The sequence below is a fragment of the Actinomadura sp. WMMB 499 genome (assembly GCF_008824145.1).
Classification (GTDB): Bacteria; Actinomycetota; Actinomycetes; order Streptosporangiales; family Streptosporangiaceae; genus Spirillospora.
The window spans coordinates 8,503,515-8,527,817 of sequence record NZ_CP044407.1; the positions used below are offsets into that span (position 1 = coordinate 8,503,515).

The window sequence follows — 24,303 nt, forward strand, 5'->3', positions numbered from 1 at the left end:
TTCCACGGCCTCTTGCCGGTGATTCGTACGAGATCGTATGGTTACCGGGTGAGCAGCGATCGTTCCCGGCCCGGGCGTCCGACGTCGACCCAGGCGGCCCGCCTGACCGAGCGGCTCCGGCGGGCCGCGGTCGACACGTTCCTGCAGAACGGGTACGACGGGACCACCATGGAGGCGGTGGCGCGGGCCGCGGGCGTCACCAAGGGCACGCTGTACGGCCGGTACCCCGACAAGCGGACGCTCTTCCTCGCCGTGAGCTCGTGGGCGCTTACCCGTCAGGAGCGGGACGAACGGGTCGTGGAACCGCTGCCCGACGACCTCGCGGCGGCGCTGACGGTGATCGCGCGCGCGATCCTGGCGCGCGCGGTCGATCCGGACATCGTCCGGATGAGCCGGATGGCGATCGCCGAGTCCGAGCGCTTCCCCGAGTTCGCCGCGGGGGCCCGGGCCGTTACCTGGACGCCGCGCATGCGGGTCATCATGGACCTGCTCCGGCGGCACCGGGACGCCGGATCCCTGGTCGTCGGCGACATCGAGATCGCCGCCGAGCAGTTCTTCGCGATGGTGGGCTCGATGCCGGCGTGGCTCGCCGCGTACGGCACCTACCGGACGCCCGAGGTCGAGGAAGCGCACGTCCGGCATGCGGTGCACCTGTTCCTGCACGGCGTCCTGGTCCGGGAGGAATCCCCGGAACCGCCGGGCGAGGAGCGTGCGGACCCGCCCCGAGAGCCCGGGCCGCGCCGCGCCGGGCCCGTCCGGCGCACCGCGCCGATCGGGGACGAACGGCGGCGCCTCGGCAGCGCCGGCCTGCATCTTTCCCCGCTCGGGCTGGGGACCGCGGCGTTCGGGGGACGCGACTGCGACGAGCGGAGCGCGACCGCGCTGGTCCATCGCTACCTCGACGCGGGCGGGGCCTTCGTCCACACCGCCGGTCCCGTCGCCGAGGAGATCTGCGGCCGGGCGCTGGGGGACGGCCGGGGCCGAGTCGTCCTGGCCGCGGGCGCCGGGACCCCGACCGGGCACGGGGCGCGCGGCGGCGCGAACGGCCGCGCCCACCTGCGCGCGGCCTGCGAGGCGAGCCTGCGGCGGCTCCGGACCGACCACATCGACCTGTACCTGCTCGACGCCGACGACCCGGTCACCCCGCTGGAGGAGACGGTCGACGCGCTGGACGACCTGGTGCGCGCGGGCAAGGTGCTCTACATCGGCGTATCGAACTTCCGCGCCTACCGGGTCATGAAGGCACTGTCGATCAGCGACCGGCGGAGCAGGACGCGGTTCGCCGCCGTGCGGGGCCGCTACGACCCGTCGGCGCGGCATCTCGAACGCGAACTCTTCCCGCTCCTGGCGGAGGAGGGCCTCGGCTTCATCGGCGACGGCCCGCGCGCGGCCGGTGCGCCGCCGGCGGACGGCGCACCGGCCTTGGCCTCCGGAGCGGAGCGGCTCGGCTGCACGCCGGACCAGCTGATGCTGGCCGCGCAACTCGCCGGCCCCGTCGCCTCGGTCATCAGCGACGCCGCCACCGTCGCCGGATTGGAGGAGCATCTCGCGGCGACGCGCATCCGGATTCCGGCCGACCTCGCCGCCGGGCTCGGCGGCGACTCCCTCGGAAAGGCGAGTCCATGACGCGGGACGACGGACAGAACGCCGGGGGAGAGCTGGCGGGAAGAGTCGCGGTCGTCACGGGCGCGAGCCGGGGGATCGGCAAGGGCGTCGCGCTCGCCCTGGCGGAGCGGGGAGCCGCGGTCTACGTGACCGGACGCACCGTCACCGCCGGCGCGTCGCCGCTGCCCGGCACCATCGCGGAGACGGCGGCCGAGTGCGACCGCCGCGGCGGCGAGGGCGTCGCCGTCCGGGTCGACCACGCCGACGACGAGCAGGTCGCCGCCCTGTTCGCGCGCGTCCGGCGCGAGCGGGGACGGCTCGACATCCTGGTCAACAACGCCTTCGCGCTGCCGGAAGACCTCACCGAGGCCAGGCCGTTCTGGGAGAAGCCGCTGTCGAACTGGGAGATGGTCGACGTCGGCGTCCGGTCGAACTACGTGGCCGCCTGGCACGCCGCCCGGATCATGACGCCGCGGCGGTCCGGCCTCGTCGTCGCGATCTCCGGGTACACCGGCGTCTCCTACACCTACGGCGTCGTCTTCGGCACGGCCAAGTCCGCCGTGGACCGGATGGCCCGCGACATGGCCGTCGAGCTGCGGCCCCACGGCGTCACGTCCGTCTCGCTGTGGCAGGGCCTCACCTTCACCGAACGCGCCGAGCGCAACCTGGCCGCCGTCCCCGGCCTCAAGGACGAGAGTGCGACGCGGCCGGAGAACGGCTGCTCGCCGGAGTACCCCGGACGCGTGATCGCCGCCCTGGCGAACGACCCGGACGTCCTGCACCGCACCGGCGGCACCTTCATCACCGCCGAGCTGGGCCGGGACTACGGCGTCACCGACATCGACGGCAGGCACGTCCCGTCGCTGCGCGCATCGCGCGGCTCGCCGATCTGGTCGCCGCTCGAACAGCCCCCCGGAACCCCAGCGGAGGACGACTGACCATGTCCCTCACCCCTGAGCGGCTCGACGAGCTCGCGGACCTGCTCGACCGGCGCCGGATCTTCGACTGCCTGACCCGTTTCTGCCGGGGCATGGACCGGTTCGACCGGGAATGCTTCCTCTCCGCCTTCCACGACGACGCCACGATCGCCGCGGGCGACTTCGTGGGCGGGCCCGCGGAACTCTACGACTGGGCCTCGGCGATGCACGAGCGCGGCCAGTCGGCGACGCAGCACAACCTGACCAACCACACCTGCGACATCGACGGCGACACGGCCCACACCGAGACGTACTACCTGTTCGCCGCCCGCAACCGCGACGACGGCAACTGGATCGCCGGCGGACGGTACATCGACCGGCTGGAGCGCCGGGACGGGCAATGGCGGATCGCCGTGCGCACCAACGCGATCGAATGGTCCGGGACGCTTCCCACCATGCCCCTTCCGTTCGCCGACGTGCCGGACCTGCACCTCAACGGCACACCGACGCGCGGCGCGGACGACCCGTCCTACCGGCGCCCGCTGACGAACGTGCGAGAGCACCGCGTCCCCCGCTGAACCCGACGAAGAGGAGGCACGACGATGAGCGTGATCGCGACGAAGAAGCTGGGCGCGGTCGGAGTCGAGGTGCTCGACGTCGGCACCGACCGGCTCCTGAACGACCCCGAGGTCCCGGAGGCGTGCATGGAGGCGCTCGAGGAGCACGGCGTCCTGCTGTTCCGCGGACTGCACGCCGACGACGCCACGCAGGTCGCCTTCAGCCGCAGGCTGGGGGAACCGGCCAGGTTCCGCGGGTACGCGAACCCGGAGGTCATGGAGATCAGCTTCGATCCCGGCAACCCGAACGCCGAGTACTTCGCGAGCAACGACTACTGGCACATCGACGGCGCCATGGACGAGATCCCGGCGAAGGCGTCCCTCCTCAGCGCCCGCGTGACCGCCTCGAAGGGCGGCGAGACCGAGTTCGCCAGCACCTACGCGGCCTACGACACCCTGTCCGACGAGGAGAAGGAGCGGTACGCCGACCTGCGCGTGGCCCACACCTTCGAGGCGGTCCAGCGACTCAACTACCCGGACCCGACGCCGAAGCAGCTGGCGCAGTGGGCGAAGCGTCCGCCCCGCGAGCACCCGCTGGTCTGGGTGCACCGGTCGGGACGCCGTTCGCTGGTGTTCGGCGCGACGGCGTCGCACATCGTCGGGATGCCCGTCGAGGAGGGCCGGGCCCTGCTGGCGGACGTGGAACGGCGCGCCACCGCGCCCGACCGGGTGCTGCGGCACTCCTGGACCGAGGGGGACATGGTGATGTGGGACAACCGGGGCCTGGTCCACCGCGCCTGCCCCTTCGACCGGAGCGAGCCCCGCCGCATGCACCGCAGCACGCTCGTCGGCGACGAGCCCATCGAATGAACCCCAAGGCCCCGCGAGGCCCCGAGCGGCCGGACACCGGTCCCGAAGGGTGCCCGCCGGGCCGCGGTGTCCGCGGGCCGGACATCGAGGCGTTCCCGTCCGGAAAGGCGGCCTCGACCTCGGCCCCGGGACACCCCGCCCAGCCGGGAGCGCAGCCGGTCGGGACCGAAGGCGAGCATCGGCAACGTCGATCCGGGCGGGGTCGGACGGTCGCGACGGCGCCGGTTCGCCCGTCGCGGGCGTCTCCGAGCCCCTGTGGAAAGAACGCTACGTACGGAGGGGCGACGGTGCTTCTCGATTCCTGACCGGTGGCGCGAGGCGGCGCATCGGATACCGCGCACCGGCAGTTCGAGGCGGTCCCTCGGCCGACGGGAGCGTCGACTCTCATGCCGGCCGTCCCCGGTTCGGATAGAACTGGTTCTATCGTTCCGGCCGAGGGCGTGCGGCGGGCTGTCGCAGAGATCTTTCTTCCTGAACTGGCGGCGGCGAGGGGCTGGAGTCCGCTATAGAACCTGTTCTAGCATTTCCTGGAAGCCCGGCTGGACAGCTGTCCATGCCCGCCGTCGGTTAGGAATCCCGGATGATGCTCGAAGGCATGTCGACCCCCCGTCACGTACCGGCACCGGAGGAGCGGCGGTGAGCGGGGACGCGCCGATCCTGCTGATCGAGGACGCCGACCGCGTCCGGACGATGACGCTCAACCGTCCGGACTCGCTCAACGCGTTCAACGAGGCCCTGTACGACGCGCTGACGGACGCGCTGCACGAGGCGGCCGAGGATCCCGCGGTGGCCGTGGTGCTGCTGACCGGCGGCGGCCGCGCGTTCAGCGCCGGCACCGATCTGGTGGAGATGGGGGAGCGGATCTCGAACCCGGACTTCGAGCCGGGACGGCACGGGTTCATCGGTCTCATCGACGCGCTGGAGGCGTTCGACAAGCCCCTGATCCTCGCCGTCAACGGGCTGGGGCTGGGGATCGGGCTGACCGTCATCGGCTTCGCGGACCTGGTCCTGATGTCCGCCGACGCGCGGCTCAAGACCCCGTTCACGAGCCTGGGCGTCGCGCCGGAGGCGGCGTCGAGCTACCTGCTGCCCCGCCTGATCGGCCGGCAGAACGCCGCCTGGATCCTGCTGTCGGCGGAGTGGGTCTCGGCGGCCGAGGCCAGGGAGATGGGCCTGGTCTGGCGGGTGTGCGAGCCCGCGGGCCTGATGGCGGAGGCGCGCCGGGTCGCGGTCACGCTGGCGAGCCGTCCCATCTCGAGCCTGCGGGAGGTCAAGCGCGACATGACCGCGCCGCTGCGGGAAGAGATCCGGCGGGCCCGGGAACGGGAGAACGACGGCTTCGCCCGGCTCATGGGCGGCCCCGCCAACGCCGAGGCGCTGGCCGCCTTCGCGGAGGGCCGCGACCCCGACTTCGCGTCGCTGCCACCGGGCTGGTGAACTCCGGGGCGCGCACGAAGGGGCTCCGGACCGCGGCCGGTCCGGTCACCCCTCCGCGTCGCGGACCAGGAGCGCGATCTGCACCCGGTTCTCGACCGCCAGCTTGGCGAACAGGCTTCCGGTGTGCGCCTTGACGGTCGCGACGCTGATGTGCAGCCGCTCGGCGATCTCCGGGTTGCCCAGCCCGTCCGCGATGCCCCGTGCGGTGTCGAGTTCCCGTCCGGTCAGCGCGGACAGCCGTTCCCGCGCGGCATCGCGCGCCGAGGCGCGGGCGTCCGCCGAGCCCGGCCCGGTGGCCGCGGCGATCACCCGCGCGGTGGCGACCGGGGACAGCGCGGGGTTCCCGTCCGCGACCGTCCGCACCGCGTCCACGATCCCCGGCGGGGGAGTGTCCTTGAGGACGAACCCGAGGGCTCCGGCGCGCAGCGCGCCGAGGATCAGCTCGTCGGAGTCGAACGTGGTCAGCATGAGCACCCGCGGCGGCGCGGGCCGGGCGAGGAGTTCCCGGGTCGCGGCGAGCCCGTCGCGGCCGGGCATCCGCACGTCCATCAGGACGACGTCCGGCCGATGCTCGTCCGCCACGGTGATCGCGGCGTCCCCGTCGGCCGCCTCCGCGACGACCGTCAGGTCCGGTTCACCGTCGATGATGAGGCGCAGCGCCATCCGCACCAGCCGGTCGTCGTCGACGATGGCGACGCGCACCGGCTCCCGCTCGGTATCCACTCAGCTTCCCTTGTCGTGGTCGTGGTTCGGCCAGGGTAGCCGCGCGGCCAGGATGTAGCCGCCGTCGGGCGTCGGGCGATGGTCGAGCCGTCCGCCCGCGATGGTGATCCGCTCGCCGACGCCGAGGAGGCCGAATCCCGATGCCGGCGGACGGACGGCCGGCATGGCGGCGGGGGCGTTGCGGACGCTGACGCGCATCTCGTCGCCGGCGGTTCCCTCGACGGCGACGTCGACGTGCGCGCCCGGGGCGTGCTTGGCGGCGTTGGTCAGGCCTTCCTGGACGATCCGGTAGCAGGTGCGCCCGACGGCCTCCGGCGGTGTTCCCGCCACGCTGGTGGTGAGCGTGACGTCCAGTCCGGACGCGCGTGCGTCGGCGACCAGCTCGGGGATCCCGCCGAGGGACGGCTGCGGCGGTTCCGGACGGTCCGTGTCGGACCGGAGCACACCGAGAACGTCCCGAAGTTCCTCCAGCGCCTGGTGGGAGCCGTCGGCGATACCGCTGATCAGCACACGGTTCTCCTCGACCGGGAGGTCGCTGCGATGGGTCAGGACGCCGGCCTGCATGGCGACCAGGGAGATCCGGTGCGCGAGCACGTCGTGCATCTCACGGGCGATCCGGTTCCGCTCCAGGGCCCGTGCCTGCGCCGCCCGTGCGGCCTGTTCCCGCTCCGCGCTCTCCGCCCGGTCCCGCAAGGACCGCACTTCGGCGCGCCGCGCGCCGACGGCCACCCCCACGGCCACCGCGATGCCCGCGGCCAGTGCCGGGAACGCGAACCCGAGCCACACCGCGCCGGGCGGACGCTCGACCGGGTAGAACCCCGCGGTGAACTGGGACGCGGTCACGTAGGCGAGCACGACCGCCCCGATCTCCACCGGACGGCGACGCGTGGAGATCGAGGCCAGCGCCAGGAGCGCGGCGCCGCTCGCGAGCGTCGACGCGGTCGAGAGGATCGCGACCGTCAAGGCCACCGCGAGCGGGAACCGCCGCCGCCACAGCAGCGCCGCCAGGCACCCCGAAGCCACCAGCGGATCACCGGTGATCAGCCAGGACCCCGCTTCGGTCGCCTGCCCCGGCGGCAGCAGCACACCGGTGAGGAGCCAGACGGGCACGCCCGCCGCGGCCGCCGCGGCCAGTCGCCATGCCTGCCGCCACCCCCCGAGGCGCGGCGCGCCGTCCGTGTCCACCCGGCCAGTATCGCGAAAACGCACGGGCCCTGCGGCGGGCCCCGGGGGCGGACCCTCGACCAGGGTCGAATCACCGCGTCGACTCCGGTCCAAGCGAAATCGAGCCGCCGGGCCGATGTCGCGACCGCGCCGGGCGACCAGACTCGTGCACGTCCCGAGAGACCGGACACGGCTCGCCGTGCGGCGAGGACCGGAAGACCTGCACCCTCAGGAGGACAGCAGATGCGGAGAACCTCGTCCCTCGCCCCCGCCGCCACCGCGACGGCGGCGACCGCGATCCCGGGGACACCGCCGGCCGGCGCCCGTGAACCGCGCCGGGCGGGCGGGGAGCGGGCCACGAGGGTGGAGGCCGGCCGGGGCGGACACGAGCCCTGCCCGTTCGGCGGCAACGCGTGCGCGAAGGACGCGGTGATGGCATCGCCGACCACCGGGCAGCGGCCACCGCGGGATCTCGCCCGCGCGGCGGAGTCGGGCGAGTAGCGGGGGCGGGGCATGTTCGAGGAGCGGCGGCGGCGCCGGGCCGCGCGGCGGGTCGAGCCGGGCGACGGGCGGCCGTTGAAGCGTTTCCGATGGTGGCAGGTGCCTTTCCGGGCGCTGCTCTACCTTCCGCTGACCCGCGACGACGGCGGGCGGACGGTCTACGCCGTCGACGTCCGGCACTGGCAGAACCAGTCGTCCGGCGATGTCAAAGCCCACCTGTACCTCGACGGCAGGCAGCACGCGGTGTCGAAGCTGCCCGCGGTCTTCCCCGTGCGGGGCGGGAGCGTCGAGGTGTCGATGAGCGCCTTCGGGCTCAAACGCTGCCACTACGTCACCGTCGAAGGGGCCGAGTACCAGCTCGCGCCGGACCCCGGCTCCGCCGAGGGGCGCCGCGCGCGCTTCGAGCGCTCGCACCCCGTGCTGAGCCGCGGCGTCGGTCTCCTCTCGGCGATCGTGCTCGCCGCCGCGATGGTCCTCATCGTCGTCCAGGTCGCCGGACCCCTCACGCAGGTGGACGCCGTGTCCCGGCACATCGGCGGCCTCGTCTCGCCGATCCGCCTGCCGGTGTGGCTCAACATCGTGATCGGGATCTGCACCGTCGCGGCCAGTACGGAGCGGGCGCTGCGGCTGCGGCACAGCCGGCTGCTCGACGGCGCGGCGGGCTGATCCGCCCGGCACGGCCCGCGATCGAGGGCTCGCTCCGGCCGCGGGCTACGCTGGCGCCCATGCCGACGCTGCACGAGGAGGTCCTCGCCAAGCTCGGGCCCCTGATCGTCTCGGGAGCCCTCGCGCCGGGGGCGAAGGTCAACCTGGAGTGGGTGCAGCAGGAGTTCGGCGTGTCGCGGACCGTCGCCCGGGAGGCGGTGCAGGTGCTCGCGTCGAAGCGGCTGGTCGCCAGTCGCCGCCGGACCGGCGTCACGGTCCTGCCTGCGGACGAGTGGGACTCCTACGACCGCGCCGTGATCAGGTGGCGGCTGGACGGGCCGGAGCGGGGCGCGCACCTGCGGCAGCTCTCGCAGCTGCGCACCGCGATCGAACCGCCCGCCGCCGCGCTCGCCGCCCTGGCGGCGGACGATCGGCAGCGGCGGCGGATCGTCGAGCTCGGGGCGGCGATGGAGGAGACGGGCGCGGCCGGTGACCTGACCGCGTTCCTCGAGCACGACATCGCCTTCCACCGGCTGCTGCTCGAGGCCTCCGGGAACGTGATGTTCGTCGGCCTCGCCCACGTCGTGGAGGAGGTGCTGCGCGGGCGCACGTTCCACCGGCTGATGCCGACGCGGCCCAAGGCCGAGGCGCGCCGCCTCCATCTCGTGGTGGCCGAGGCGGTCGCGGGCCGCGAGTCCGAGGTCGCCAGGGCGGCGATGACCGCGATCTGCGTCGAGGTCGTCAACGAGATGGGGCGGCTCGGCGGGAACGGCGTCCCGGCCCCCTGACCGGGCTCAGGTGACCAGCCACAGGAGCGAGGCGATCGCGAACACCGACAGCCCGAGCGTGGTCTCCACGACGGTCCAGGTCTTCAGCGTGGTCTTCTCGTCCATCCCGAACAGCCGGCTCACCAGCCAGAAGCCCGAGTCGTTCACGTGCGAGAGCACGGTGGCGCCCGCCGCGATGGCGACCACGAGAAGGGTCAGCTTGAAGTCGCCCAGGTCGGCGTCGGCCACCGCCCCCGCGATCAGCCCGCCGGTCGTGGTCAGCGCGACGGTGGCGGAGCCCTGCGCGACGCGCAGCAGGGTCGCGATGATGAAGGCCTGCAGGATCAGGGAGATGCCGAGGTCGGACAGGCTCCCGCTCAGCGCGTCGCCGATCCCGCTCAGCTCCAGCACCCCGCCGAACATGCCGCCGGCGCCGGTGATCAGGATGATGGCGCAGACCGGACCGAGCGCCTGGTCGACGATCCTGCTGACGGTGGCCATCGACGCGTTGGGCCGGCCGAGCACCAGGATCGCGAGGACGACCGTGATCATCAGGGCCACCGGAGTGTGCCCGATCAGGCTCAGGTAGCCGACCCAGGCCTGATCCTCCGCGAGCACGCCGGTGTCGACCAGCGTCGTGAGCACCGTGTTGAAGGAGATCAGCACCAGCGGGACGAGCAGCAGCATCAGGACCGTGCCGAAGGACGGCCCCCGCCAGTCGGGCTCGTCGGACTTCTGGCCGTCCCGCACCTCGCCGAAGACCACGTCCGGCAGTGACACGGTGACCCTCGCGGCGAGGAAGCGGGAGACCAGCAGGACTCCGACGTACCAGGCCACCACCGCGATCGGGATGCCGACGAGCAGGGTGAGCCCGACGTTCGCGCCGATCAGGTTCGCCGCCGCGACGGGACCGGGGTGGGGCGGGACGAGCGCGTGCATCGCGGCGAACGCGCCCGCCGCGGGCAGCGCGTAGGAGAGCAAGGAACCGCCGAAGCGCCGCGCCACGGTGAGGATGATCGGAACGAAGATGACGAGCCCGGCGTCGAAGAAGATCGGGAACCCGAAGAGCAGGGACGCTACGCCCAGCGCCAGCGGGGCCCGTTTCTCGCCGAAGCGGCCGATGAGCGTGTCCGCGAGCGTCTGCGCGCCGCCGGTCACCTCCAGCAGCCGGCCGAGCATGACGCCGAACGCGACGAGCAGGGCCACCGAGCCGATCGTGTCGGCGAACCCGTACATCAGCACGTCGGGGATGTCGCCGGGCTCGAACCCGACGGCGATCGCCGTCAGCACGCTCACCAGGACCAGGGAGACGAACGCGTGCAGCTTCACCTTCATGATCAGGAACAGCAGCACCGCCACGGCACCGGCCGCTATCAGCAACAGAGTGAGGGTGCCGAACTGGGGTTCGATCGCTTCCACGGCGACTCCGATGCTCTCCGCCCGGCCGGTCCGGGGCGCGTAACGCACACCTTGCCGCAAAGGTAGTACCTTTACAAGGTCCGTCGCGGGCGCCGGTTCACCAGAGCGGGCACCGCGGCCGGAAGGCGGTGCCGGCGGCGTGCGGCCGGAGGACTCCGGTACCGTGATCACCGGCCTCGAGTCATTGAGTTTGCCTCGTATGAACGTTAATGGTGCTTTTGTGTTCGCCGGCCTTTCGCACCGGACATTCGAGGCGGCGGATTCGCGTCCGATCCCGGGAGCGGGCGGGCTACGATGCCGGGGATGTTCCCCTTCAACTGAATGAGGCATGTATGGCCGAGGTGCCCCTGGACGTTCCCGTCGACGTCCCCACCGACGTCCCGACCGCCGCCCGCGTGTACGACGTCATGCTGAACGGCAAGGACAACTTCGCCGTCGACCGTGCGGTGGCCGAGGCCAGCCTGAAGATCATGCCGGAATTGCGGGACATCGCCCTGCACAATCGCGCGATCCTGCATCGGGTGGTGCGGTACCTCGTTGCCGAGGAGGGCGTCACGCAGTTCCTCGACCTTGGATCCGGGCTGCCGACGGCACGGAACACGCACGAGGTCGCGCACGAGATCGACCCGTCGGCGCGGGTCGTCTACGTGGACATCGACCCGATCGTGCTGGCGCACGGCCGGGCGATCCTGGCCGACAACCCGAACACGACGGTGGTGACGGCGGACCTCCGCGACCCGCGGAGCGTGCTGGAGCACCGGGAGGTGCGGCGCCTTCTCGACTTCTCCGCGCCGGTGTGCGTGCTGCTCTGCGGCATCCTGCACCATCTGGCCGACGACGAGCGGCCCGGGGAGATCGTGGAAACGCTGCGCCGGGCCGTTCCGAGCGGATCCTTCTTCTTCATCACCAACTTCACCCGCCTCGGGGACGCCCCCGAATCGGTGGCACTGGAGAAGCAGCTTCTCGAGCAGCTCGGAACGGGACGGGTGCGGACGCCCGCGGAACTGGCCGCGTTCTTCGAGGGACTGGAGATCCTCTCCCCGGGACTGGTGCCGCTGCCGCTGTGGCGGCCGGACGAGCCGGTGCTCGACGCCGGCACGGTCGATGTGCGGTTCATGACCGGCGGCGTGGGCCGCAAGCCCTAGGCCGTCCGCCGGATCGAGCGGGCGCCGGTCGATCCCCGGATCGCCGGCCTCAAGAAGCGGCCGGCCGCCCTCGGGGGCGCGCCCCGGGCCGCCGCGCCCCCGAAGGTCTTCCTCTTCGACCGCGGTGACAAGAACGTCTACACGAGCGGCTCGCAGGGCCCGGTCGACCGGGTCATCACCGCGGCGGGCGGCCGCAACGCCCTCGCCGACCTGAAGACGTCCTGGACGAGCGTCTCCTGGGAGCGGCTCGTCTCCGCCCGGCCCGACTTCATCGCCTTCTCCGACTACCCGGGCCAGACGATCGAGCAGAAGATCGAGGTCCTGCGCACCAACCCGGCGACGAAGGACCTGCCCGCCGTCGAGGAGGGGCGCTTCCTCAGCCTCCACGTGGACGCCTGGGTGAGCGGCCCGTTCAACGTCGACGCGGCCGAGAACCTCCGCGCGGCCCTGGAGGACCGGAAGCTCGTCCCCGAGAGCGACCTCGAGCCCGCCGACGACCTGCGGTCCTGATCGCGGCCGCCCCCTCGGCCGGGTCCCTCGGTGGGATCCCTCGGTCAGCTCGGCGCGTAGGGGATGCGGCCGCTGCGGTGCGGGTCGACGTACAGGTCGCCGCCGGTGGGCGGGAAGGCCCGCTGCGCGCAGTCGGTCCGCTCGCAGACCTTGCAGCCCAGGCCGATGGGGGTGGTGGTGGGACGGACGAGGTCGAGGCCGTCGGCGTACGCGAGCCGATGGGCGTGGCGGAGCTCGCACCCCAGCCCGATCGAGAAGAGCCGGTCGGGCGTCCCGTACCGGTGGGAGCGCTGCCGGACGGTCCGGGCGACCCAGAAGTAGCGGCGCCCGTCGGGCATCTCGGCGACCTGGGTGCGCAGGTCGCCGAGCGTGGAGAACGCCTCGTAGACGGCCCAGAGGGGGCACGAGCCGCCCGCGCGGGAGAAGTGGAACCCGGTGGCGGACTGGCGTTTGGAGATGTTGCCGGCCCGGTCGACGCGCACGAAGGAGAAGGGGACGCCCCGCAGGCGGGGGCGCTGCAGGCTGCTGAGCCGGTGGCAGACGGTCTCGAAGCCGACGGCGAAGCGGGCGGTCAGGGCGTCCAGGTCGTAGCGGGCCTCCTCGGCGGCGTCCCGGAAGGTGCGGTAGGGCAGCAGGAACGCGCCGGCGAAGTAGTTGGCCAGGCCGATCCGGGTGAGCGCGCGGGCTTGCTCGTCGGCGAAGGGCGCGGTGCCGACCAGCTCGGTGAGCAGGTCGCCGTGTTCGAGGAGGGCGATCTGGGTGGCGAGCTGGAAGGTGCGCTGGGCGCCGGTGAGGTCGGGGGAGACCGACAGGGTCCGGGTGCCCGGGTCGTAGTGCCGGCGGGCCCCGTCGGAGGTGGTCACCCGCACCCCGTGGGAGCCGAGCCGGTCCAGGGCGGCGGTCGCCGGGTCGTGGCCGTCGCTGACGGTCTCGGCCGCCCGGTCGAGTTCATGGATGTAGTTGTGCCGGTCGTAGAAGAAGTCGCGTACCAGCTCGTAGGGGGCGGGAGCGCTCTGGTGGGCGCCGGCCAGGACGGAGGCGTGCTCGGCGGCCCGCTGCTGGCGGCGGTGCAGATCGACGACCGCGTGCGCCGTCCCCGGGAACGAGGCGGCCAGGTCGGCGATCTCCGCGGGCGGGGCGCCGGGGAGGGCCTCGCGCAGGTCGGCGATGAGGCGCGTGCCGTCCTCGGGGGAGAAGAACTCCGGGTCGAGGCCGAACAGCTCGGTCAGGCGCAGCAGCACGGGCGCGGTGAGGGGGCGCTGGTTGTGCTCGATCTGGTTCAGGTAGCTCGGTGAGATCTCCAGCATCTCGGCCAGGCCCACCTGGCTGATGCGCCGGTCGGCGCGCAGGTGGCGCAGCCGCGGCCCGACGAAGATCTTGCCCATGCCGGCCAGCCTACCCACGGTCTGCCAATGCCGGGTTCGCAAACTTCGCAAACGCTGCCCGGAAATTGGCGGAACTTCGCAATCGCAGCGCCGACCTGCCGTTTCGTCCCCCGGATCCGGCTACCGCGGCGGGGACGAGAAGGTCGGCAGGGTGCCGAACGACGCCTTGCGGGCCGCGCGGCGCAGCGTCGCCAGGACGGCCGGGCCGAGCACGAGGATCGCGACCGTGTTGGTGACGGCCCGCCCGGTGTCCCATCCGGCCGTGGACGTCAGCAGGGTGAAGACGGTGAAGCGGTGCAGGTTCTCCAGGACCGGGTCGCCGGGGACGTAGGAGATGTGGCCGTCGTGGTAGGGCACTTCGGCGCCGGTGATGAACGGCCAGAACCACAGGTTCATCAGGAACCCGAAGGCGTAGGCGACGGCGATGCCGTAAGCGACGAGCATGGCGATCTCGGCCTTGCCGGTGACGCGGCGCGGCAGCAGGCCCGCGCCCATCCCGATCCAGGCCGAGCACATCATCTGGAACGGCAGCCAGGGGCCGACCCCGGCGGTCAGCAGCGCGGACGCGAACAGCGAGGTGCAGCCGAGGACGAACCCGAACCCGGCGCCGAACACGCGTCCGGCGAGGACGAGCATGAAGAAGACGGTCTCGATGCCGGCGGTGCCCGCGCCGAGCGGCCGGAGCCCCGCGTTGACGGCCGACAGCACCCCGAGCATCGCCAGCGCCTTGGAGTCCATGCCGCCCTCGGACAGTTCCGCGAGCACGATGACGATGAGGATCGGCAGGATGCCGATGAACATGAACGGCGCGTCCGGGCCGTGCTGCATGCTCTGCGGTTCCACGCGGACGAGCAGCGGCCAGGCGAACATCATGAGTCCGGCGGCCGAGGCGAGGGACAGCACGACGGCGGAGCGGCGCCCGATCCGCACGGCGGCGGCCCGCCCGGCGCCGTTTCGCCGGTCCGGTCCGGACGGCCGCGCCCCGCCCGTCCGGCGCCCCGGACGGTCGGCGGGGACGTCCGTGGGGGTGCTCAACGGACCGCCTCCCCGGCCAGGGCCGCGCGGACGTCGTCGACGGTCAGCAGTCCGTCGCCGAGGATCTTGGCGACCTGCGGCGCGAACGCGGGCGATCCGCCCAGCACCTCGGCGGTGGGGCCGTCCGAGACGATCTCGCCCTCGGCCATCACGACGACCCGGTCGGCGACGGCCGCCACGAACTCGACGTCGTGGGTCGCGACGACGACCGCGCGGCCCTCGGCGGTCAGGGACGCGATCATCCGCGCCAGCGCGGCCTTCGCGTCGTAGTCGAGCCCGCGGGTGGGCTCGTCCAGCAGCATGACGCGCGGCGCGGCCGTCAGCTGCACGGCGAGCACCAGCGCGAGCCGCTGCCCCTCCGACAGGTCGCGCGGATGCTCGTCCGCCGGGATGCCGGGCGCGAGCCGGTCGAGCAGGTCCCGGCACGATCCGGGCTCGGCGCCGGACTCGCCGTCCGCGGCCGCGCACTCGTCCGCGACCGTCTCCAGGTAGAGCAGGTCGCTCGCGGTCTGCGGCACCAGCCCCACGACCGCGCGGGCCTCGGCGCGCGACATGCGCTTGGTGTCGGCGCCCGCGGCCAGCACCGTGCCGCCCTGGCGCGGTCCGGAGCCCTGCATCGCCCACAGCAGGGACGACTTGCCCGACCCGTTGCGGCCCATCATCGCCAGCACGGTGCCGCCGTGCAGGTCGAGATCGACGCCCCGGACCGCGACCGCGGCCCCGTACCGGACGACGACCCCCGTCGCGGTGAGCAGCGGCGCGCCGCCCCCGGCCGGGGCGGCCGGAGCCGGGACCCCGCGCAGGCGGTCGCGCAGCGGCCCGGCCCGCCGCCGGGCGTCGCGGACCGTCATCGGCAGCGGGTCCCAGCCCGCCAGCCGGCCGAGCGCGACGATGGGCGGGCCGATGGGCGCGTCCCGCAGCACCTCCGGCGGCGTGCCGTCGAGCACGGTCCCGTCGCCCGGCAGGTAGACCATCCGGTCGGCGAAGGGGACCACCCGCTCCATCCGGTGCTCGGCCATCAGCACCGTCGTCCCGAGGTCCTGCACGAGGCGGGCCAGGGTGGCGAGGACGTCCTCGGCGGCGGTCGGGTCGAGCGCCGAGGTCGGTTCGTCCAGCACCAGGACGCGCGGGTGCATGGTGAGCACCGAGCCGATCGCCACGCGCTGCTGCTGCCCGCCGGACAGCCCGCGCAGCGCGCGGCGCCGCAGCTCCGCGATCCCGAGGAGGTCGAGCGTCTCCTCGACACGGCGGCGCATCACCTGCGGGGCCGTGCCGAGCTGCTCCATCCCGTAGGCGAGCTCCTCCTCGACGGTGTCGGTGACGAACCCGGCGAGCGGGTCCTGGCCGACCGTCCCGACGAGGTGCGCGAACTCGCGCGGCGGGCGGGAGCGGGTCGTGACGCCGTCCACCGCGACGGTCCCCTCGAGGTGGCCGCCGGTGAAGTGCGGGACGAGCCCGCTGACGGTGCCGAGCAGCGTGGACTTGCCGGCGCCGGTCCGCCCGGCGAACAGCACGAGCTCCCCCTCGCCGATGGACAGGGACACGCCGGCCAGCACCGGCTCCGCGCGGCCGTGGTACCAGAAGCCGACGCGGTCGAAGTCGATCATGCGGTTGCCTTCTCGGTGGTGCGGTGCGCCGTGTCGGCGCGCACGGCGGTGGGATGCGGGGGCTCGGGCTGCGGGGTCAGGAAGGCGGGCAGGGCGCCGGCGAGCACCCCGCACAACGGCGCCCACGACAGCATCGGCCACGACAGGTCGGTCAGCGACGGGTTCAGGTTCGTCGGATCGACGCCGGAGGTGACGAACAGGGTGACCGCGACGGCGGCGCCGCTCGCGACGGTGACGAGCTCCGCCGCGCGCCACCGGTCCGGCCGGTACCGGGTGCGGTGGACCCGGCGCCCGGCGAGCCGGAACCCGGCCAGCGCCACCACGAGGCCGCCCAGCAGCATGGGCGCCGCGAGGAAGCGCGGCGTCGTGCCGTCGAGGGTCGCGTAGACGCCGACGCACACGCCGAGCAGCCCGGCGATCATGAGCAGGCCGGTCCACAGCCGGGCGCGCGGCGCGGCGGTCCCGGCCCGGCCGTAGCCGCGGGCGTCCATCGACGCGGCGAGCAGCAGCGAACGGTCGAGCGCGTCCTCCAGCACGGGGATGACGATGGTGCGCAGCGCCCGGAACCGCCCCCGCCGCCGTCCGCGGCGCCGCCCGTGCCCGTGCCCGCCGCCGCGCAGGGCGCGCGCCCGCCGGACCCGCAGCACGCTCTCGGCGAGCTGCGGGAACACCGACAGCGCGACGATCACGGCGGTGCCGATCTCGTACAGCGCCGGAGGCATCGCCTTGAGCAGCCGCTTGGGGTTGGCGAGCGCGTTGCCCGCGCCCAAGCAGATCACCATCGTCGCCAGCCGCAGCCCGTCGTAGAACCCGCCCAGCAGCGACTCGGCCGACACGTCGCCGAACAGCCGGATCCCCGCCGCCCACGCGGGCAGCGGGACCTCCGGCATCCGCAGCACGATCGTCGTGCCCTCCGCCCCGCCGAACACCAACCGGAAGAAGACCCGGAAGAGGACGATGAACGCACCGAGGCCGAGGTAGATCCGGAACGCCATCGCCCACGGCGCGTCCGTCCGGCGGGACACCACGACGTGGCAGACGACCGCCACGATCGTCAGCAGCAGCCACGGGTTCGTCGTCCGGCTCGCCGCGGCCGCCAGTCCCAGCGTCCACAGCCACCACGCGCCCGGATGCAGGTCGCGGGGCAGGAAGTACGCGGCGAGGGCACCGCGCCCCATCACGTCTCCCGGGCCCGCCTGCGGCGCCGGGCCGTCAGCCAGGTCGCCGCCGCCAGCAGGACGACGGCGGTCCCGGCGACCCACGGCGCGTAGTCGCTCGCCCCCGACTGCTCCTTGATGACGTCGTTGACGTCCCGGGCGTTCTCGCCGCCGGTGAACGCGACGTTGTCCGAGGGGTCGGCCGCGGTGGAGCGGGTCGACGCGAGAGCGCGGGGCCTGGGCGGCGGGAGCGAACCGTCACCGCCTCCCGGTCCGGGTGTCCCCGTGCCGGAACCCGTCCCGGCGCCGCCGCCGTCCGCCGAGCCGCCGCCGTCCGCGTTCCCCGAGCCGCCCGAGCCGCCGTCACCGCCGCCGGAGCCGCCGGAGCCGCCGCCCCCGCCCGCGTTCTGGCCGCCGGATCCGGGCTGCCGCTCGTTCGGGTCGTCGGTGGTCGGGGCGGGCTCGTCGGGCGCGACGCACGGCTGCCCGGACGTGCCCGGACGGACGGCGGCGATGCGCGGCCGCGGGTTGGTGTCGGCGGTCGCGTTGAGCGAGAACGACCAGCCCTCGAAACCGCCCGGGATGAAGTCGCGGTTCTTCACGCCCCACTGGCTGTACTCCCACGCGCAGTTGTTGCCCGCGTGCCAGTACGACCAGTACCCGGCCGCGGGCGGCGTGTCGACGCAGTGCTCCCGGTAGTCCTCGTCGCCCTTGATCGGGACGGTCTCGGTCGCCGACGGCCGGTTCTCGATACGGCAGATGAACCCCTCGCCCCACCGCTGGACGCCCGCGATCTGGAAGCCCGCGCCCTTGAGCGCGTCCAGCCCGGTGCCCCGCGTCCGCCGCGGGTCGCAGCGGACGATCGTCGTGCCGCCGAGCTGCTGGAAGTCGACGACGACCGTGACGCCCTCGCCCGTCTCGCAGAAGCCCGGACGTCCCTTGCCGTGATCGATCGCCGACGCCGCGGGCAGGACGCCCCCGACCGGGGCGGCCAGCAGGACCGCCCCGGTCAGCGCCGACAGCCGGACGGCGCGGCCGCGCCGCCCCGCCGTCCGGCCGCGCCGGGTGCGGTCGATCATGGGTCGACCGCCGGGTTGCGCGGTGTCACCTCGGGCCACGGGTTGGTCGTCGGGCCGTTGTTCAGGGAGAACGACCAGCCCTCGAATCCGCCGGGGATCACGTCGCGGTTCTGCGCGCCCCAGTTGCTGTACGTCCACGTCGTCCCGGAGCCGTCGGCGTGCCAGTACGACCAGTACGCCTGCGCCGGCGGCGTGTTCACGCACGCCTCCTGGTACGTCGGATCGGAGTCGGTCGGGATGGTCTCGGTCGCCGACGGGCGGTTCTCCAGCCGGCAGACGAAGCCCAGGCCCCACCGGACGACGCCCGTCACCGGGATCCCGGCGTCCTGCAGCGTCTCGATGCCGTCTCGCGGGGTGGCGGGGGTCGGGTCCGGCGAGCACCGGGTGATCGTCGGGGCGGGGGTCCCGCCGTTGCCGTCGAGTTCCTGGAAGTCGATGACGACGGTGGTCCCGGTCAGCGCGTCCGGGCCGGTGCAGATCCCGTCGTAGGCCTGGGCCGAGGCCGCCGTTTCGGCGGACGCCGCCGGAGCGGCGACGGCGAGCGCGGCCGACACGGTCAGTCCGGACAGCACGGTGACGGTTCGTTTCATCGGGCAACCCCTCTGGGTCTCGTCCTGCGGATGGCGGTGTGACGTCGTCCGATGGCGAGCACGGCGGCCAGGGCGGCGGCCGCGCTCGCGATGCCGCCGGCGACCGGGCCCGCGGGGAGGCCCTCGCCGGGGGCACCGGCGATCCTGGCCTGCGGCGCGGTGCCCGCGCCGACGGCGGGCAGGCGCGGCGCGGTCGTCACCGGGGAGTTCGGTGCGCTCGTCCACGCGCGACCCGCGACGCCGGGGGCGGCGGCGACGCTGGTCGGCGGATGGCTGCCGCCGCCCGCTCGCCCGGCGAACCCGCCGTCCGGGCGCAGCAGGGCGCCCAGGGCCCGGGACGTCTCGCGGACGTCCAGACCGGCGGCCTGCCTGCCGCTCGCGACGCGCGCGCTGAGCACCGGGTCGACGCGGCCCGCGGCGTCGCGCACCACGCCGCCGTTCGCGGACGCGGCGGTGAGGGCGCCGGCGGCGGCCTGCAGCGCGGCCGTCCGGCCCGGGGGCTCGCTCCGGAGAGTGGACGCGGCGGCCGTCAGCGTGTGCGGCCCGTTCAGGAGCGGTGCGGCGGCCGGTGCGACGGCGAGCCCCGGTGCGCCGGTCCCCGCGGGCCGTGCCTCCCCGTTCAGCGCCGCGACCGCCAGGGCGGTCGCCCCGAGGTCTCCGGTCTCGCACTCCTTCGCGTCCAGCTTCGCGGGGAAGGTGCCGTCCGCGCACTGCGCCCCGATGAGGACGCGCAGCGGGGCCGCCGCATCTGCGGAGGATCCGGCCAGCGTTCCCAGGATCGCCCACGCGTGCCGCTCGACGGAGGTGTCGGGATCGGCGTAGGAACCGGTGTCGGCGAACCCGCCGTCGGGGGTGCGCAGCGCGGCCAGCCCGTCGCGGAGCCCGCCGATCGTCCGCTCGAGATCGGTCGGCGCGCCGTCCTCGCCCCGCATGAACCCGGCGACGATCCGCAGCTTGGCCAGCGGCGCGGCGTAGGCCGCCGACCCGGTCTCGTACGGGGCGCCGTGGGCGTAGGCGCGCACCGAGTCCGGACGGAGCAGGAAGCGCGACGCCCGCGCCACGGCCCGCGGCTGCCCGCCGAGGGTGCGCAGCGCGATGACCAGGTCCGCCGTGGCGTCGTAGTCGACGTACGTGCTGCCGTTCTCGGTGACCTCGACGTGGTCGCCGTCCACGAGCGTGCTCGCCAGATACGCGGCGAGCCGGGCGCTCGGCGCGGCGGCGACGTCCGGGTTCCGCACCGTGGCGGGGGTCACGACCGTCCCGCCGGACGAGCCGGGCGGCGGTCCCCGGCGATCGTCGCCGCCGCCGGAACCGTCCGAGTTCCGGTCGGTGTTCCCGCCCCCGTCTTCGTCGCCGACACCGTCCCCGGACCGGTCGTCCTTCGAGCCGGTGTCGCCGTTTCCGGGGTCGTTCCCGTCATCGTCGCCGGTGTCGTTCCCGTCCCCGTCGCCGGGCGGGTCTCCGTCTCCGTCCCCGTCCCCGTCCCCGTCACCGTCACCGGTAGGGTCTCCGTCGCCAGGTGGGTCTCCGTCCCCGTCGCCGCCACCGGGGGGCGCGCCGCCTTGCGTCAGGTCGTAGAAGCCGACGCCGGAGAGCCCGAGCGATGCCTGCGCGCTCGCCCGGATCCATGTGTCGATCCCGCTCAGCCCGTCCGTGCGCGCCGCCCGGTACGACTCGGGGTCGTAGGCGATCGCGCCCACGTGCCCGGACAGGACGCCGTCCCCGTCGGCCGCCGCGGTCACCTGGGCGGACCGGAGGTAGGCGGTGCCCTTCGCCACGGCGTCGGCCGCCCCGCCCGCGTCGGCGAGCGCCTGGACGATGAGGCCCGTGCTGTTGGTGTTGGGCGCCTCGGTGCTGACGCCGCCGCCCCAGCCGCCGCCGGGCTTCTGGTTCGCCCGCAGCCAGGCGACCGTCCGGTCGATCGGGCCGTCGAGGCCGGTCGCCCCCGCCCTCCTGGCCGCGAGCATCGCCGACAGCGCGAGGCCGGTCGCGTCGCCGTCGGGCGCGGACTGGTCGAACTCCTTGCCCTCGTCGCAGGTCGAGAGCTTCCGGCCGTTCTCGGTGACGTGGTCGCCCGTCTCGTCGGTGGGGACGTGACCGAAGAAGATGCGGAAGTAGCCCTCGGAACACTGCTGGGACACCAGCCGGTCGATGGCCGGGCGGTCGTTCTCGCCGGCGCCCGCGAGGCCGATGACGGCGAGGGACTGCCCGAACACGTTGGCGTTGTTGCTGACGTAGTCGGCGAGCGCCGGGTCCTTGGAGTAGTCGCTGACGCGCCCCTTGTCCGGACCGGACGTCATGATCGCGGCCTTCGTCTCGGCCACCATGTCGTGACCGCCGAAGTCGCGCGGGTCGCGTCCGGAGGCCTGGGCCGCGACCAGCAGCTTCGCGGCCGCGCCGCCGACGACGATGGCGTCGTAGCCCTGGTCCGGGACGAGACCTTCCCAGGTGAAGTACTCGTCGGTCCGCCCGCCGTCGTCGATGTACTCGACGATCGGGGCGGCGAGATCGCCGTCGCCCGATGCGTGCATCGCGAACAGGACGTCGACCATCAGCCCGTAGTCGGGCAGGGTTCCGCCGAGGGGGTTGCGCAGCGTTCCGTCCTCTGCCAGCTGCGCGGCCAGCCAATCGGAGTTGGAACGGGCGGCGGCCCGGTCGCCTGCGGCCGCCTCGGCCGGTGGCGAGACCAGCAGGCCGACGCCGAGGAGGGCCGACAGCAGGATCGCGGCGCGGCCGCGATGCCCGCGCTGGGTGTGCTCCACGTTTTTCCCCTCCCGCGACGCGGAGGGGGAAGTTCCGGGCGGTCCAGCGCCGAGAACGTGCACCCCTGTTGACGCGACAGTGGTCCGACAGCACCACCCGGGAGGTAGACCCGACTCGTCATCTCGCGATGACCCACGGTTGCGCGACAGTGCCGGATTTCGACCGGCTTCCCCCTGCCACGGGTGGCAATTATCCAGTTTTGGTGCAAACGGGCCGAGTGTACCACTCGCATGTTGAATTGTGCAGGGTCGGATGAAAGGGCCGGACGGAAAAGTCCGGCCCGGTAAGTGACGTTTTTCCTTGCCTCGCCGAACCGGGCCCGCTTCAGCGGGCGTCCGCCGTGAGCACGGTGAGGATCTGCACGGCGCGCTCTCCCTCATGGGGGTCGCGGCCGTGCCAGCAGCGGTAGTTGTCGAGGACGAGGCACTCGCCCTCGTCCAGCATGACGCGGGGGAGGGACGGCTCCAGTTCGCGCACGCGCTCCCGGAAGCGGTCGAGCATGGCCCGGACGCGGTCCTCGTCGGGGTCGCGGTGCAGCGGGACCGCCCCGTCGTTGCACCGGACGATGCGGCGGCCGGTGCGCGTGTACTCGATGTGGCGGGCGACGCGGGGCGTGGCGGGCAGCCCCCGGATCCCCGGCCAGGCACCGTAGAGGTCGACGTCGGCGCCGGTCAGGAACTCCCACAGCTCGGGGTCGCGCTCGGCGCAGTCGTCGGCGAAGCGGTAGGCGTCGGCGACGAACGTCTCGCCGCCCGAGGCGGCCCGCGTCACGGACTGGATCAGGACGTGGTCCTCGTCGGGGTCGCGCCGCCGTTCGGGGCCGCCGCCGGTGTCGCCGACGATGTCGAAGCTGTCGGCGTGCAGGTGGACGGTGCCGCCCTCCGGGCTGCGCCGCAGCCGGTGGGGGAAGATCCGGCGCAGCCGCTCGCCGAGGACGAGCGCGGCGGCGACGGCGAGGTCGCCGGGGTCGGTGCCGAGCCCGGTGAGGATCACGGCGCCGTCGCGCGCGAGCAGCTCGCGGGCCTCGCGGGGGCGGTCGGAGGGCAGCCGGGCGGGAACGACGCCGAAGCCGGCCGTGGTGGTGAGCATGGGGTCCTAACGGTTCGAGAAGCGGCGGGTACCGGGAACGAGGGCGGCCAGGGCGGGGGCGAGGAAGCAGACGGCCGCACAGGCGCCGAGCACGGGTTCGGGGCCGAAGGCCTCCATGGCGGGGGCGATCAGGACGAGGCCGAGCGGTGCGAGCCCGTAGGAGAGCAGGAAGTCCAGGGACGAGACGCGGGCGAGCTTGTCGGGGGCGACCTCGCGCTGGGTGGCGGTGAACCAGGGCACGTTGAACAGTTCGATCCCGATGCCGGTGACGACGTACGCGGCGATGATCACCCACGGGTCGACCGGCAGCAGGAGGGCGAGCGGTGCGACGCCGTACAGGCCGAGCCCGGCCAGCGCGTGCCATCCCTGTGCGCGGGGCCGCCACCGGGCGATGATCAGGGCGCCGACGAGCGCGCCGACGATGTAGGCGGTCGCGGCGCCGGCCAGCACCGCCTCGCTGCCGAACCGGTCGCGGCTGATCAGCGGGAGGGCCACCCCGGTCGCCGAGTAGCCGGTGGCGATGACGGCCGTCAGCGCGCCCAGCCCCGCCAGGAACCACGGGTGGCGGCGCGCCTCGGCGATCCCCTCGGCGAACTCGGCGGCGAACCCGGCCCGTCCCCGGACGGCCGCGCCGGGCGGCCGCCCGGCCGGGGGCGCGAGCGCGGCCACGAGCCAGAGCGCGCCGATCACGAGCAGCAGTCCGCGCGCGTCGAGCAGGACGGCCAGCATGGCGGTCGCCGCCGGGGCGACGAGCGTCGTCACCCGGACGGCCAGCGTCATCGCGGCGTTGGCGTGCTGGCGCCGCGCGGCGTCGACGACCTCCGCGGTCAGCGCCTGGAACGCCGGGCGGCAGGCGCCCTGCCCGGCCCCGGAGAGAGCCGCGGCGATCGCCATCAGCGGCACCGAGCGGCCCAGCCCGAACGCGATCACGGGTGTCGCGACCGCGGCGGTGAGCCCGGCCCACAGCACCATCTCCCGCCGCGAGCGCCGGTCGGCGAGCACGCCGCTGACCGGGACCGCCGCCAGGAACCCGATCGTCCGGGCGGCCAGCACGACGCCCAGGGCGGTGGCGGAGAGCGAGCCTTCCAGCACCGCGAGTCCGAGCACGAACGGCAGCGCCCACGTGGCCAGGCCCGATGCCGTGTTGCCCGACCAGAGGCGGAGGAACGCGACGTCGCGCAGTACGGACCGTGCGGGCTCGCTCGTGCCGGGGCCGCTTCCGGGCGGTGCCGTCGTCATGTGCCGTCGCTCCTGTGGTCGTCGCGGGCCGATCGCGTCGAGGCGCGGCCACCGCAACTCGACAATGGTTACGGTTACTGTTACCGCAGCCGGACATCG

The 24,303-nt window shown here is 73.9% G+C and carries 22 protein-coding genes, 1 pseudogene and 1 riboswitch; of the genes and pseudogenes, 11 read left to right on the forward strand and 12 right to left on the reverse strand.

Features of this window, described 5'->3' with window-relative positions:
• Positions 1-48: 48 nt before the first annotated feature.
• The 5 genes from F7P10_RS38835 to F7P10_RS38855 all read left to right on the forward strand — a co-directional run bounded on the left by F7P10_RS38835 (position 49) and on the right by F7P10_RS38855 (position 5,386).
• Entirely contained in the window at positions 49-1,626 is a 1,578-nt protein-coding gene (locus F7P10_RS38835) for an aldo/keto reductase (protein WP_151017000.1), read from the forward strand.
• Positions 1,623-2,543: an SDR family NAD(P)-dependent oxidoreductase gene (locus F7P10_RS38840; RefSeq protein ID WP_151017001.1), complete on the forward strand. Its 921-nt coding sequence runs from the start codon at positions 1,623-1,625 to the stop codon at positions 2,541-2,543. Before F7P10_RS38835 ends, F7P10_RS38840 begins: the two co-directional genes overlap by 4 nt.
• Before the next feature lie 2 nt (positions 2,544-2,545).
• Positions 2,546-3,100 (forward strand): nuclear transport factor 2 family protein, encoded by a 555-nt coding sequence (locus tag F7P10_RS38845; RefSeq protein ID WP_151017002.1) that lies wholly within the window; start codon positions 2,546-2,548, stop codon positions 3,098-3,100.
• Positions 3,101-3,124: 24 nt separating this feature from the next.
• Positions 3,125-3,949, forward strand: a complete 825-nt coding sequence (locus F7P10_RS38850) for a TauD/TfdA family dioxygenase (protein ID WP_151017003.1) — start codon at positions 3,125-3,127, stop codon at positions 3,947-3,949.
• 636 nt (positions 3,950-4,585) lie between these two features.
• A complete protein-coding gene (locus tag F7P10_RS38855) occupies positions 4,586-5,386 on the forward strand; it encodes an enoyl-CoA hydratase/isomerase family protein (protein WP_218040270.1) in 801 nt (266 codons plus the stop codon).
• A gap of 45 nt (positions 5,387-5,431) precedes the next feature.
• On the opposite strand, the gene F7P10_RS38860 is transcribed toward F7P10_RS38855, so the two are convergent.
• The gene (locus F7P10_RS38860) at positions 5,432-6,109 is read right to left on the reverse strand and encodes a response regulator transcription factor (protein WP_151017004.1); all 678 of its coding nucleotides are present in this window, start codon (positions 6,107-6,109) and stop codon (positions 5,432-5,434) included.
• Complete coding sequence (locus F7P10_RS38865; protein WP_151017005.1) at positions 6,110-7,294, reverse strand: sensor histidine kinase; 1,185 nt, start codon at positions 7,292-7,294, stop codon at positions 6,110-6,112.
• A 222-nt stretch (positions 7,295-7,516) separates the two neighbouring features.
• On the opposite strand from F7P10_RS38865, the gene F7P10_RS38870 reads away from it, so the two are divergent.
• The 3 genes from F7P10_RS38870 to F7P10_RS38880 are packed head-to-tail and all read left to right on the forward strand — an operon-like array spanning position 7,517 to position 9,207.
• Complete coding sequence (locus F7P10_RS38870) at positions 7,517-7,774, forward strand: alpha/beta hydrolase (protein ID WP_151017006.1); 258 nt, start codon at positions 7,517-7,519, stop codon at positions 7,772-7,774.
• 12 nt (positions 7,775-7,786) lie between these two features.
• A complete protein-coding gene (locus tag F7P10_RS38875; protein ID WP_151017007.1) occupies positions 7,787-8,440 on the forward strand; it encodes a hypothetical protein in 654 nt (217 codons plus the stop codon).
• Positions 8,441-8,499: 59 nt separating this feature from the next.
• Positions 8,500-9,207, forward strand: coding sequence for a FadR/GntR family transcriptional regulator (locus F7P10_RS38880; protein ID WP_151017008.1), 708 nt, complete (start codon positions 8,500-8,502; stop codon positions 9,205-9,207).
• A 6-nt stretch (positions 9,208-9,213) separates the two neighbouring features.
• On the opposite strand, the gene F7P10_RS38885 is transcribed toward F7P10_RS38880, so the two are convergent.
• Positions 9,214-10,605, reverse strand: coding sequence for a GntP family permease (locus F7P10_RS38885; RefSeq protein WP_151017009.1), 1,392 nt, complete (start codon positions 10,603-10,605; stop codon positions 9,214-9,216).
• Positions 10,606-10,937: 332 nt separating this feature from the next.
• Here F7P10_RS38885 and F7P10_RS38890 point away from each other — a divergent pair, with 332 nt between their 5' ends.
• The 3 genes and pseudogenes from F7P10_RS38890 to F7P10_RS45215 all read left to right on the forward strand — a co-directional run bounded on the left by F7P10_RS38890 (position 10,938) and on the right by F7P10_RS45215 (position 12,260).
• Positions 10,938-11,750, forward strand: a complete 813-nt coding sequence (locus F7P10_RS38890) for an SAM-dependent methyltransferase (RefSeq protein ID WP_151017010.1) — start codon at positions 10,938-10,940, stop codon at positions 11,748-11,750.
• Between the two features lie 39 nt (positions 11,751-11,789).
• Positions 11,790-12,077 (forward strand): annotated as a pseudogene (locus F7P10_RS45610) (ABC transporter substrate-binding protein); the annotation flags it as partial.
• A gap of 60 nt (positions 12,078-12,137) precedes the next feature.
• Positions 12,138-12,260 (forward strand): hypothetical protein, encoded by a 123-nt coding sequence (locus tag F7P10_RS45215; RefSeq protein ID WP_302851406.1) that lies wholly within the window; start codon positions 12,138-12,140, stop codon positions 12,258-12,260.
• A 44-nt stretch (positions 12,261-12,304) separates the two neighbouring features.
• Here the strand turns inward: F7P10_RS45215 and F7P10_RS38900 are convergent, their stop codons facing one another.
• The 9 genes from F7P10_RS38900 to F7P10_RS38940 all read right to left on the reverse strand — a co-directional run bounded on the left by F7P10_RS38900 (position 12,305) and on the right by F7P10_RS38940 (position 24,204).
• Positions 12,305-13,645, reverse strand: coding sequence for a short-chain fatty acyl-CoA regulator family protein (locus F7P10_RS38900; RefSeq protein ID WP_151017012.1), 1,341 nt, complete (start codon positions 13,643-13,645; stop codon positions 12,305-12,307).
• A gap of 120 nt (positions 13,646-13,765) precedes the next feature.
• The gene (locus tag F7P10_RS38905) at positions 13,766-14,680 is read right to left on the reverse strand and encodes an ECF transporter S component (RefSeq protein WP_254716243.1); all 915 of its coding nucleotides are present in this window, start codon (positions 14,678-14,680) and stop codon (positions 13,766-13,768) included.
• Positions 14,677-16,287 carry an ABC transporter ATP-binding protein gene (locus F7P10_RS38910; protein ID WP_151017013.1) on the reverse strand — a complete coding sequence of 537 codons (1,611 nt, stop codon included), beginning with the start codon at positions 16,285-16,287 and terminating at the stop codon, positions 14,677-14,679. Before F7P10_RS38910 ends, F7P10_RS38905 begins: the two co-directional genes overlap by 4 nt.
• Positions 16,284-17,465: a CbiQ family ECF transporter T component gene (locus F7P10_RS38915; protein ID WP_151017014.1), complete on the reverse strand. Its 1,182-nt coding sequence runs from the start codon at positions 17,463-17,465 to the stop codon at positions 16,284-16,286. Before F7P10_RS38915 ends, F7P10_RS38910 begins: the two co-directional genes overlap by 4 nt.
• On the reverse strand, positions 17,465-18,523 hold the full coding sequence (locus F7P10_RS38920) for an ABC transporter substrate-binding protein (protein ID WP_254716244.1): 1,059 nt from the start codon (positions 18,521-18,523) through the stop codon (positions 17,465-17,467). Before F7P10_RS38920 ends, F7P10_RS38915 begins: the two co-directional genes overlap by 1 nt.
• Positions 18,520-19,113 (reverse strand): flagellar hook-length control protein FliK, encoded by a 594-nt coding sequence (locus F7P10_RS38925; RefSeq protein ID WP_151017015.1) that lies wholly within the window; start codon positions 19,111-19,113, stop codon positions 18,520-18,522. The genes F7P10_RS38920 and F7P10_RS38925 overlap by 4 nt, the downstream gene beginning before the upstream one ends.
• On the reverse strand, positions 19,110-21,875 hold the full coding sequence (locus tag F7P10_RS42950) for a hypothetical protein (RefSeq protein WP_176611824.1): 2,766 nt from the start codon (positions 21,873-21,875) through the stop codon (positions 19,110-19,112). The genes F7P10_RS38925 and F7P10_RS42950 overlap by 4 nt, the downstream gene beginning before the upstream one ends.
• A 55-nt stretch (positions 21,876-21,930) precedes the next feature.
• Positions 21,931-22,075: riboswitch (adenosylcobalamin (AdoCbl) riboswitch) on the reverse strand.
• A gap of 125 nt (positions 22,076-22,200) precedes the next feature.
• On the reverse strand, positions 22,201-22,965 hold the full coding sequence (locus F7P10_RS38935) for a TauD/TfdA family dioxygenase (protein ID WP_151017016.1): 765 nt from the start codon (positions 22,963-22,965) through the stop codon (positions 22,201-22,203).
• Between the two features lie 6 nt (positions 22,966-22,971).
• On the reverse strand, positions 22,972-24,204 hold the full coding sequence (locus F7P10_RS38940) for an MFS transporter (protein ID WP_151017017.1): 1,233 nt from the start codon (positions 24,202-24,204) through the stop codon (positions 22,972-22,974).
• Between the last annotated feature and the right edge of the window lie 99 nt (positions 24,205-24,303).